Source organism: Mucilaginibacter sp., from assembly GCF_041660805.1.
GTDB lineage: Bacteria > Bacteroidota > Bacteroidia > Sphingobacteriales > Sphingobacteriaceae > Mucilaginibacter.
On sequence record NZ_JBAZVP010000002.1, the window covers coordinates 494,010 to 504,439 of the forward strand.

12 protein-coding genes are annotated in these 10,430 nt (G+C 42.1%); 8 read left to right on the forward strand and 4 right to left on the reverse strand.

The genetic code is table 11. The features are described from left to right. Positions 1–5: 5 nt before the first annotated feature. Entirely contained in the window at positions 6–215 is a 210-nt protein-coding gene (locus WC743_RS05325) for a hypothetical protein (RefSeq protein ID WP_373010800.1), read from the reverse strand. Between the two features lie 199 nt (positions 216–414). Here WC743_RS05325 and WC743_RS05330 point away from each other — a divergent pair, with 199 nt between their 5' ends. The 3 genes from WC743_RS05330 (at position 415) to WC743_RS05340 (ending at position 3,392) form a co-directional block, all read left to right on the forward strand. Continuing rightward, complete coding sequence (locus WC743_RS05330) at positions 415–1,839, forward strand: glycogen synthase (RefSeq protein WP_373010801.1); 1,425 nt, start codon at positions 415–417, stop codon at positions 1,837–1,839. Further along, positions 1,836–3,098, forward strand: coding sequence for a glucose-1-phosphate adenylyltransferase (locus WC743_RS05335; RefSeq protein WP_373010802.1), 1,263 nt, complete (start codon positions 1,836–1,838; stop codon positions 3,096–3,098). The genes WC743_RS05330 and WC743_RS05335 overlap by 4 nt, the downstream gene beginning before the upstream one ends. 84 nt (positions 3,099–3,182) lie before the next feature. Then, positions 3,183–3,392 (forward strand): hypothetical protein, encoded by a 210-nt coding sequence (locus tag WC743_RS05340; protein ID WP_373010803.1) that lies wholly within the window; start codon positions 3,183–3,185, stop codon positions 3,390–3,392. Between the two features lie 56 nt (positions 3,393–3,448). Here WC743_RS05340 and WC743_RS05345 read toward each other — a convergent pair whose 3' ends face one another. The 3 genes from WC743_RS05345 to WC743_RS05355 form a co-directional block, all read right to left on the reverse strand. After that, on the reverse strand, positions 3,449–4,126 hold the full coding sequence (locus WC743_RS05345) for a metal-dependent hydrolase (RefSeq protein WP_373010804.1): 678 nt from the start codon (positions 4,124–4,126) through the stop codon (positions 3,449–3,451). Positions 4,127–4,214: 88 nt separating this feature from the next. After that, a complete protein-coding gene (locus WC743_RS05350) occupies positions 4,215–4,520 on the reverse strand; it encodes a YbaB/EbfC family nucleoid-associated protein (RefSeq protein ID WP_373010805.1) in 306 nt (101 codons plus the stop codon). Positions 4,521–4,656: 136 nt separating this feature from the next. After that, positions 4,657–5,865: a serine hydrolase domain-containing protein gene (locus tag WC743_RS05355; RefSeq protein WP_373010806.1), complete on the reverse strand. Its 1,209-nt coding sequence runs from the start codon at positions 5,863–5,865 to the stop codon at positions 4,657–4,659. Between the two features lie 113 nt (positions 5,866–5,978). Here WC743_RS05355 and WC743_RS05360 point away from each other — a divergent pair, with 113 nt between their 5' ends. The 5 genes from WC743_RS05360 (at position 5,979) to WC743_RS05380 (ending at position 10,381) form a co-directional block, all read left to right on the forward strand. Further along, on the forward strand, positions 5,979–6,986 hold the full coding sequence (locus WC743_RS05360; RefSeq protein WP_373010807.1) for a tetratricopeptide repeat protein: 1,008 nt from the start codon (positions 5,979–5,981) through the stop codon (positions 6,984–6,986). Positions 6,987–7,089: 103 nt separating this feature from the next. Further along, entirely contained in the window at positions 7,090–8,487 is a 1,398-nt protein-coding gene (gene fumC, locus WC743_RS05365) for a class II fumarate hydratase (protein WP_373010808.1), read from the forward strand. A 57-nt stretch (positions 8,488–8,544) separates the two neighbouring features. After that, positions 8,545–9,066: a fumarate hydratase gene (locus WC743_RS05370; RefSeq protein ID WP_373010809.1), complete on the forward strand. Its 522-nt coding sequence runs from the start codon at positions 8,545–8,547 to the stop codon at positions 9,064–9,066. Position 9,067: 1 nt separating this feature from the next. Beyond that, complete coding sequence (locus WC743_RS05375) at positions 9,068–9,865, forward strand: S1/P1 nuclease (RefSeq protein ID WP_373010810.1); 798 nt, start codon at positions 9,068–9,070, stop codon at positions 9,863–9,865. Between the two features lie 81 nt (positions 9,866–9,946). Then, complete coding sequence (locus WC743_RS05380) at positions 9,947–10,381, forward strand: low molecular weight protein-tyrosine-phosphatase (protein WP_373010811.1); 435 nt, start codon at positions 9,947–9,949, stop codon at positions 10,379–10,381. Positions 10,382–10,430 lie beyond the last annotated feature (49 nt).

Here is a 10,430-nt window from a genome sequence, read left to right on the forward strand (position 1 = left end):
TATGGTCATCTAATTATTTTACTACAAAGCTTTAACCCCGATGGGGTTATTCTTACAATAGTAACCTTCCGCGTTAGGGATTGCAGCGGATACCGGCCTGTGGTTAATGCCGGTGCAGTATAAGCGTAAAGCCCGCCCAAAGGGAACGCCCTGATTAAAGTTACGTTGCCCGTACAGGATTTCTCTTCCATCCTACTCAATTTTATCCTGCTCATCTGATTAACGCAGGTTTCATATTCTAAACCTCATTGTTAAATTGGCAATGAAGCTTACCGCCTAAATAGCGTTAATATCGAAATTGTAAGCAACCGGCAATATTTATTAAATAATATCACATTTTCAAACACATTTTTCAAATTATGTGTTTGTTCATTTGGGGAAATGTTTAGTACCTTAACCACTATATAAACCTAAATGAGAATTTTTCACCTGAGTGCCGAATGTTATCCAGTTGCAAAAGTAGGAGGGCTTGCTGATGTTGTTGGCGCGTTGCCAAAATATCAGAACCAGGCCGGTTTAAATGCTGCAGTGGTAATGCCTTATTACAGCCGCAAATTTGTACATGAAAACACGTTCGACACAGTTTTTCAGGGCACTACGCTACTGGGTACCCGCAGGCTTTATTTTGAAATACTTAAAGAGCAAACCAATAAGCTGGGTTTCGAGCTGTTTTTGATAAGGATACCAGGCCTGCTTGACAGGGAAAATATTTATAGCTACCCTGATGAGCGGGAACAATTCATTGCCTTTCAGATCTGTTTTCTGGATTGGATAAACTGGAGCGGCCAAACGCCTGATCTGGTTCACTGCCATGACCATCACTCGGGGCTGGTGCCATTCATGATGTATCATTCGGCACTTTACCGCAGACTGGCAAATATCCCTACTGTGTTTACTATCCATAACGGCCAATATCATGGCGCGTTTGGTTGGGATAATCTTGAATACCTGCCCGAAGTTGATTTTTATAAAACAGGTTTACTGGAGTGGAATGGCGGCATTAACCCGCTTGCATCCGCGGTGAAATGCTGCTGGAAATTCACCACCGTATCACCAAGCTATTTACAAGAGCTATCAATTAGCTCAAACGGGTTAGAATACCTGTTTTACGTGGAGCGTTTTAAAGGATATGGCATTGTTAACGGGATAGATACCGAAGTTTGGAATACCGAAACAGACCCAATGCTGCCCGAGAAATACACCGCAGCAACTGTTACTAAAGGCAAGCTGAAGAATAAAGAGCTGATATGCCAAAAATTTGGATTATCGGTTAATAGGCCCCTTATAGCATTTATTGGCCGGCTGGTTGCTGAAAAAGGATCAGACCTGTTGCCGGAAGCAATTGAAAAGAGTTTACAGGAGCATGGCGATAAGGTTAACTTCCTGATATTAGGCACAGGCGATACCGAAACCGAAATTGCTTTGCAGCAATTAAAAACTTTATATCCGCAAAACTGTAATGTATTCATTGGTTATGACGAAGCACTGGCGCATTTAATTTATGCCGGAGCCGATTTTCTGCTAATGCCATCGCGGGTGGAACCTTGCGGACTGAACCAATTATATGCAATAAGATATGGTACCATACCGGTAGTGAGAAGTACCGGAGGGTTAAAAGATACCGTTATTGACTTTGGCGACGAAGGTGGGTATGGTATACGTTTTAACAACGTAACTGTAGAGGATATTAGTACATCTGTTACCCGCGCAATTGTTTTGTATAAAGACACAAAAAAGATGTTGCAACTACGTAAATGCATGATGGGGCTCGATTTTTCGTGGTACCGGTCGGCAAAAGAATATATTGATCTGTATGAAAGTTTAATTCCTAAAATATGACATCGAAAGTAATCAGCATTGTACTTGGAGGCGGCCAGGGTAGCCGTTTGGCACCGCTTACCCTAACACGGTCAAAACCGGCAGTTCCTATAGCGGGTAAATATCGTTTGGTTGATATTCCTATTTCAAACTGCCTGCATTCAGGCATCGACCGTATCTTCGTACTCACGCAGTTTAATTCGGCGTCATTAAACAAGCATATAAAAAACACCTATCATTTTAGTACGTTCAGTACGGCCTTTGTTGATATTTTGGCTGCAGAACAAACACCTACCAGCGCAGGCTGGTTCCAGGGTACTGCAGATGCGGTTAGGCAAAGCTTGCACCACCTGGCTGTGCATGAGTTTGAGTATGTGCTGATCCTGTCTGGTGACCAGTTGTACCAGATGGATTTTGAAGATATGATACAGCAGCACATTAGTAAAGGGGCTGAAATATCTATTGCTACTATCCCTGTTGATGCTGCCGATGTACCCGGCTTTGGCATCTTAAAAACAGATAGTGATAGCATGATCACCGCCTTTATTGAAAAGCCTAAATCTAATTTTGAAAGCTGGGCTTCAGAAGTAAGCGATGAAATGAAAGAGCAAGGCCGGGTTTACCTGGCTTCAATGGGGATTTATTTATTCAACCGTAAATTATTGTATGAACTGTTGGAAGGGAATGACCATCCGGATTTTGGCAAAGAGATTATTCCACAATCTATAGAAGGGCATAAGGTTATTAGTTATCAATATGAAGGTTATTGGACAGATATTGGTACCATCCCTTCATTCTTTGAAGCTAACCTGGGCCTTACAGATGATATACCTAAGTTTAACCTGTTTGATAAGAACCACATTTATACCCGTGCGCGTATGCTACCGCCCACAAAGATATCAAGCACACATCTTGAAAAATCTATTGTTGCCGACGGATGTATTATAAATGCCAGTCATATCAAGCATTCCCTGATAGGGATCCGTACGCGTATTGGTTTTGAAACTGAAATTGAAAGCTGTTATGTGATGGGTAGCGATAATTACCAGACACTTGAAGAAATTGCCTCTGCAAAAGAAGCAGGTGAACCTATTATGGGTATTGGCGACAGGTGTAACATTAAAAATGCCATCATTGATAAAAACACTTATATAGGTGATGATGTAACTATAAATTGTGCCGGTGTGTTACCCGATGGGGACTTCCCTACCTACACAGTTACCGATGGTATTGTAATTATTAAGAAGCGTGCCGTTATACCAAGCGGAACGGTTATTTAATTTGAAAGAAAAGATAAACAATTGGCGGTTAATTTGTTTTATATTTATACAACTAATAAAAATAAACTTTAAAAACTATTCACCATGAAAAAGGCAATTTGTATCATCGCAGTTGCTGCGATTTCTTTCAGTAGCATAAGCGCTTATGCGGCTACGCCATTGCAAACTATGCAAAAAGACACTTCAATGCAAAAGGATACTTCCAAGATGAAGAAAAAATCCATGAAGAAAAAAATGGACAAGAAAAAGATGAAAGATACTACCATGATGAAAAAGGATACCATGAAAATGTAGGATCATGATCATGAATTATAACAAAAAAGCTACCCCGATTAGGGGTAGCTTTTTTGTTATAGCTCTAATGTATCGCCTATGGCAGGGAGTTTAAGGTTAAGGCCGGCCTTTAAAAACTTTTCAGCCACCTCTTCCTTATTTATCTTAATAACCGGGAAAGAATCATAATGGATCCCGATAATATTTTTACAGTTAATGAATGCACTGGCCTTAATAGCATCATCGGCACCCATGGTATAGTTATCTCCTAAAGGTAAAAACGCCCAGTTAAGGTTTTCATCTTCCAATAGTTTCATATCATAAGTAAGGGCGGTGTCGCCAGCAAAATAAATAGCTTTACCTTCAGAGTAAATTACAAAACCGGCAGGGTTACCACCGTTTGAGCCATCAGGCAATGCGCTTGAGTGTATAGCGTTAACCATTTTAACACGGCCAAAATCAAAATTAAAACCACCGCCAATATTCATGCCGTGCACATTGTCAATACCTTGTTTGCCTAACCAACCGGCTATTTCTGCAATACAAATAATCTTAGCGCCGCTTTGTTTTTGAACGGTTATCAGGTCTGCAACATGGTCGCCGTGGCCGTGCGATACCAGTATGTAATCGGGTTTAAGGCTGGTTACATCAATATGCTTTGCCAATTCGTTATGGGTTATAAACGGATCGAACAATAGCTTTTTGCCATCGGCCTCTATCTCAATGGTCGATTGGCCGTAATAAGTAACTTTCATAGTTGAATGATTTTTTAAGTGGTAATTTACTAATAGTAGATAACGCCCTGTGTAAAGCTTTCGTTGCTTTTAGTAAATATATGACAGCTTATTTACCAAATAAACCACCCATGCCGCCAAACATAGCACTGGTCATGGCAGCCATTTCACTTTGGCTAACGTTGTCTGCCTGTTCCATGGCTTTGTTAATGGCAATAACCAGTAACTCTTCCAGTTCTTCTTTATCAGCTTCTTTTAAAAAAGCGTCATCAATGGTAACTGACTGTACAACTTTATTACCATTTGCCTGAACGGTTATCTTACCGCCCTCGGCAGATCCGGTTACGGTGATAGCATCTAACCGTTTTTTTACTTCGCCCGCCTTTTGCTGGGCCTCCATTAATTTATCAAACATAATATTTCAAATGTGCAGATATGCAAATGTGCGTATGTGCAGATGATTTGCACATCGCCAAATACAAATCCGAATTATTAATTAAACCATAGTAAACATCTGCACATCTGCATATTCACGCATTTGCACATCTGCATTAATCCTCGCTTGTATCCCCGTTACCGTTGTATGCTCCTTTACGTACAACCGGCATGCCGGTCATTTTAAACAGATCATCAAGGTGAAGCAAGCTGCCGTTAACTACATTACCTAACAAAATAATGGTGACATCGTTTTTCATATCACGCAAAAATATGTGTCTGAAACCGTGCCACCAGCCGGTGTGGTAAACTACCTTTTGGCCCGGTCCTTCAAATAAGCGCCAGCCATAGCCGTAGTTAAAGTGCCCGCGAACCATAGGGCTATGCGGGGTATAGGCAGAATCTTGAGTGGCCGGTTTAATTAAACGCCCGGCCCTTAGCGCCTGGTCAAAAATATACAGGTCGCCAACGGTGCTATAAATACCTTTATCGCCCACGGGGCCATCTAAAAAGTTTTGTGCAACAGAATATCTCCAGCTGTTACGGTCATGGCCAACCACATCGGCCGGGATCTTTTCATACACCGCTTTTGAGTAAACAGCCGTATGTTTCATCCCTGCGGGGATAAAAATATTTGCCTTCATATAATCGGCATAGCTCATTTTACTTACCTTTTCAATTATAGCGCCCAGCACCATAAAGTTGGAGTTGTTATATAAAAAGCTCGCGTTTGGTTTGTTAAAGCGTGTTGGCTTGTATTGGGCTATCATGTCCATCACTTCGGCATTGGTCAACCCTTTCTTTTGGTTTAGGTGCTGCGAGCGATAAATACCATCAACAAAATATACATAGTTCATCATCCCCGAGCGGTGCGTAAGTAACAGCCTGATGGTTACCCCCTCATAAGGAAAGTTGGGGAAAAAGTCTTTTACGTTTTGGTCAAGCTTAATTTTGCCGCGTTCCCAAAGTTGCATAATGGCGGTGCCCGTCATGGTTTTGGTAACTGATGCCAGTTCAAACTGGGAATTGATAGTTAAACTATCGCGGGTTAAGTGGTTAGCCCATCCCAATGCATTTTCATAAATTATCTTTCCCTTTTTTGCAACCAAAACATTGCCGTTAAAGCCGCTTACCTTGTGCAGGTGCTGCATAAAAGCATCAATTTGCTTGTCGCCCTTTTTGGGGTCGTACTTTAAAAGATTTGCAGTATCAAAGGGTTTATCGGGATCTTTGTTATCATTTTTACTACCGGGGCCAGATGAGCAAGAGATCAATAAGAACAGAACGGATGCGCAGGATATAATGGTTTTGAACACTAACTTCATAGACGGTTTTCTTTCAATTAACGAAGGCGAAAATTAAAAATAATATATAGCATGTATAAGATAAATATTGAAATAATGTTTCATCGCTGTTTTAAACAATTTAATTTTAAGGCATGAAAATTTACTTGAACGCCATGTTTGCGCTGTGTTTTGTATCTATCAGCTTAACTATAAAAGCGCAAGATGCTGTAAGCGTGCCCGATCTGATAAAGCAGGGCCAGGAGCTAAACCAGCAAAAGAATTACGCGGGCGCCATTGAAAAATATAAAAGCGCTTTGAAATTAGAGCCTGAGAATGCACGCGTTAATTATGAAATGGCTTTCGCGTTATACTCAAGTGGGAAGGGTGCAGAAGGGGTTCCTTACCTGGAGAAAGCCATCAAGACAGGTACCAATGCACAGTTATCTGCAGGTGCTTATAGTTTACTGGGCAGTATATATAGCGGAGCAAACCAGTTTCAAAAATCTATTACTGCCTATACTAACGGCATAAAAGCCGATAGTGCCAACCAAAGGCTATACTATAATTTGGGCATTGCCCAATACCGTGCTAAGCAGTATAGCAATGCGGAACAAAGTTTTATAAGTGCACTTAAACTGGATAGTAGTTATGCCGCCAGCCAGCGGATGTACGCGTTGGTTACTTTCCATCAAAATAAGCGCGCGGAGGCTTTGCTTGGCTTTTGTCGCTTTTTAATGCTGGAGCCCAATACCGCCCAAAGTGCCGAAGCATTTGGCAACCTGCAAAACATCCTGAGTGGAGGCTCATTAAAGCCGGAGCCGGGTTACAAGCCATCGCCTGCAACAAAAGCAATTGCAGATAATCAAAATAAGGTACTTGCCAAAGCGCTAAGTAGTTTTATGTCCCGGCGCTATGCATCGCCCGGTGATTTGCTGACCACACAACTTAAAGCTGTTTTTACCGCTTTAGGTACTATGCCTAACAACAAGTATTACTTTGCTGATTATTTTTATAAGCTCTCCCAAACAGAACACCTGCCGACATTTGCAAGGCTCATCAGTCAAAAAGCCTACCCGGAAAATGCGAAATGGTTAAAGGAAAATGCGGAGAAGGTGACGGCGCTGGAGAATTGGATGAAGGATAATAAGCCCGTGTTTTAACTGATTAACGGCTAATAAAATGTACCAAAAAGATTACCACTTCATATTCATCATACTCCACATAAAACCCTAAATTTGCACCTGCAAAAACATACTATCAATTATGAGTTTCAGAACCGAATATGATACCATGGGTGCCGTTCAGGTACCTGCCGATAAATACTGGGGCGCTCAAACTGAGCGCTCACGAAACAATTTTAAAATAGGCCCGGAAGCATCAATGCCAAAAGAGATCATTGATGCGTTTGCTTACCTTAAAAAAGCTGCCGCCTATACCAATACCGATTGCGGTGTACTTACTGCCGAAAAACGCGACCTGATAGCACAGGTATGTGATGAGATTTTAGCAGGCGGCCTTGCAAGTGAATTTCCACTGGTGATATGGCAAACAGGGTCGGGCACGCAATCAAACATGAACGTGAACGAAGTGGTTGCCAACCGCAGCCATGTTTTACAGGGCCATACTTTGGGCGAGGGTAAAACTTTTATCCACCCGAATGATGATGTAAACAAATCGCAATCATCAAACGATACCTACCCAACGGCTATGCACATTGCCGCTTACAAAATACTGATAGATGTAACTATCCCGGGTATTGAAAAACTGCGCGACACCCTGCAGGCAAAAAGCGAAGCGTTTAAAAGCGTGGTAAAAATTGGCCGTACCCACTTAATGGATGCTACGCCGCTTACTTTAGGCCAGGAATTTTCCGGCTATGTATCGCAGCTTAATCATGGCTTAAAGGCATTACGCAACACATTTGAGCACCTGAGCGAACTGGCCCTTGGCGGTACCGCGGTAGGTACAGGCATCAACACCCCAAAAGGTTATGATGTTAAGGTAGCCGAATATATCGCTCAGTTTACAGGCCTGCCATTCATTACTGCCGAAAATAAATTTGAAGCCCTTGCCGCGCATGATGCAATTGTAGAAAGCCACGGTGCTTTAAAACAGATAGCCGTTTCTTTAATGAAAATTGCAAACGATATCCGTATGCTGGCATCAGGCCCGCGTTCTGGTATTGGTGAGATCCATATTCCGGACAATGAGCCGGGGTCGTCTATTATGCCGGGTAAGGTTAACCCAACCCAAAACGAAGCGGTTACTATGGTTGCCGCGCAGGTTATGGGTAATGATGTTACCATATCCATAGGCGGATCAAACGGGCACTATGAGCTTAACGTATTTAAACCGGTTATGGCTGCCAACTTCTTGCAGTCGGCCCGTTTAATTGGCGATGCATGTGTATCTTTTAATGACCATTGCGCTGCCGGCATTGAGCCAAACTACGAGGGTATTAAAAAGCACCTTGAAAATTCGCTGATGCTGGTAACCGCGCTTAACCCGCATATAGGATATGAGAATGCGGCAAAAATTGCCAAAACAGCATTAAAAGAAAAGAAAACTTTGCGCGAAGCCGCGGTAGGTTTAGGCCTGCTTACCAACGAGCAATTTGACGAATGGGTTAAGCCCGAAGATATGATAGGCGGATTAAAATAATAGCAGCCTCACCCCAACCCCTCTCCAAAGGAGAGGGGCTTTTATTTGCTACAACACATGCAAAAACCTTTCGCCGTTTACATTTCTGCTTTAACCATCCTGCTAACTGCAATTTGCCTGCTGCAAACTGCTTGCCGGTTTAACCCTAATACGCAAAAACCGGGAGAAGGCTACCTACAGGGCGAGTGGCAGCAGGATACATCTGCCCTGCAAAAAAAACTGGTAGATTATTCTTTATATAACATTAAGTTCAACTGCGATTCGTTTTTTGTGAGTATCAAAACTTTCAGTAAAGCAAACTCCGGTGCCGACAGTTGCACCAAAGGCGGTCAATGGACAGAATATGCCAAAGGAGTATATCAGCAAAAAAACGATACGCTTCATGTAAGGGGTTTATTCTGCAATGCTAACTTTACTTATAAGGAACCTGCGGGTTGTTACCGCTCCGGCGTTTATGAGGAGTATTTTAAGGTAAGCAATAAAACAGATTCCACCGTTCAGTTTAATCCAACATCGAGCGTTATAGCCATTAACGCGCATTTAGTAAAAAGATACACCTGTAACCCAAAACCACTTTAATATGAAAATCAGCATTTTCAAAAAGATCTTATTAGGCATTGCCATTATTTACCTGCCGGTACAAACTATGGCATGGGGCACCAACGGCCACCGTATCAGCGGCCAAATTGCCGATAGCTACCTTACCCCAAAAGCCCGTGCCGCCATCAAAGCGATACTTGGAGATGAATCTATCGCCATGACCAGCAACTGGGCCGATTTTATTAAATCAGATCCTGCATATAACTATCTGTATAACTGGCATTTCGTAAATTTCGACCAAACATACAGCTATCCCGAGATGCAGGCGTTTTTAAAACAAGACACCGCTACTGATGCTTACACCAAAATCGTTTTTTTAACCGGGCAGTTAAAGAAGAAGGATCTGAAGAAAGATCAAAAATTGCTTTGCCTGCGTATGCTGATCCACATTGTTGAGGACGTTCACCAGCCCTTACATACCGGCCATTTGTCAGACAAAGGTGGTAACGATGTAAAGGTGATGTGGTACGATAAAGAGACCAACCTGCACTCTATCTGGGATTCGCAGATGATTGATGCCCAGCAATTAAGCTATACCGAATATGTGATGGCTATTAACCACACCACTTTAGCCCAGCGTGCCGAATGGCAAAAAGCACCTGTAAGCCAATGGTTATTTGAATCAAACCAGATAGCAGGAAAAATTTATGCTGATACCAAAAACGGCGATAAGGTAAATACTTACAGGTACATCTTTAAAAACTTGGCTACCATGAATAGCCAACTTGTAAAAGGCGGCGTAAGGTTAGCCGGACTTTTAAACCAGATATTTGGATAAAGTTAAAAAAGTTGTAAGGGTTATAAAAGATGATCGGGAAACATTATAACCCTTACAACTACTACAACATTTACAACCAACATGAAAATACTAATGGTTTGCCTGGGTAATATATGCCGTTCGCCGTTGGCGGAGGGTATTATGCAGCACCTGATAAAACAGGAAGGGCTAAACTGGGGAGTTGATTCGGCAGGTACGGGAGATTGGCATGTAGGCAGAAGCCCCGACCACAGATCGGTAAAGGCAGCTCATGACCAGGGTATAGATATCAGCAAACAGGTTTGCAGGCTGTTCAGGATAAGTGATTTCGATGAGTTTGATCTGATACTGGTGATGGATAAAAGCAATTTATCAAACATTCTTGCTATGGCCCGCAATGATGCTGACCGGAAGAAAGTAAAAATGCTTTTGGGCGACAGATCTGTACCGGACCCCTACTATGACGATGCCCAGTTTGCGCCCGTATTTAAACTAATTGAGGCGGGGTGCAAGGAAATTATAAAGCAATATGCTTAAGTTTGATTATTAACGTTAACTCATTATGAAAAAGATCCTTTTAAGTTTA

Coding starts and splice junctions, on each gene's coding strand:
- fumC (WP_373010808.1), top strand. CDS start 7,090: ATGAGTTTCAGAACCGAATATGATACCATGGGTGCCGTTCAGGTACCT.
- WC743_RS05325 (WP_373010800.1), bottom strand. CDS start 215: ATGAGCAGGATAAAATTGAGTAGGATGGAAGAGAAATCCTGTACGGGC.
- WC743_RS05380 (WP_373010811.1), top strand. CDS start 9,947: ATGAAAATACTAATGGTTTGCCTGGGTAATATATGCCGTTCGCCGTTG.
- WC743_RS05360 (WP_373010807.1), top strand. CDS start 5,979: ATGAAAATTTACTTGAACGCCATGTTTGCGCTGTGTTTTGTATCTATC.
- WC743_RS05335 (WP_373010802.1), top strand. CDS start 1,836: ATGACATCGAAAGTAATCAGCATTGTACTTGGAGGCGGCCAGGGTAGC.
- WC743_RS05370 (WP_373010809.1), top strand. CDS start 8,545: ATGCAAAAACCTTTCGCCGTTTACATTTCTGCTTTAACCATCCTGCTA.
- WC743_RS05375 (WP_373010810.1), top strand. CDS start 9,068: ATGAAAATCAGCATTTTCAAAAAGATCTTATTAGGCATTGCCATTATT.
- WC743_RS05340 (WP_373010803.1), top strand. CDS start 3,183: ATGAAAAAGGCAATTTGTATCATCGCAGTTGCTGCGATTTCTTTCAGT.
- WC743_RS05355 (WP_373010806.1), bottom strand. CDS start 5,865: ATGAAGTTAGTGTTCAAAACCATTATATCCTGCGCATCCGTTCTGTTC.
- WC743_RS05345 (WP_373010804.1), bottom strand. CDS start 4,126: ATGAAAGTTACTTATTACGGCCAATCGACCATTGAGATAGAGGCCGAT.
- WC743_RS05350 (WP_373010805.1), bottom strand. CDS start 4,520: ATGTTTGATAAATTAATGGAGGCCCAGCAAAAGGCGGGCGAAGTAAAA.
- WC743_RS05330 (WP_373010801.1), top strand. CDS start 415: ATGAGAATTTTTCACCTGAGTGCCGAATGTTATCCAGTTGCAAAAGTA.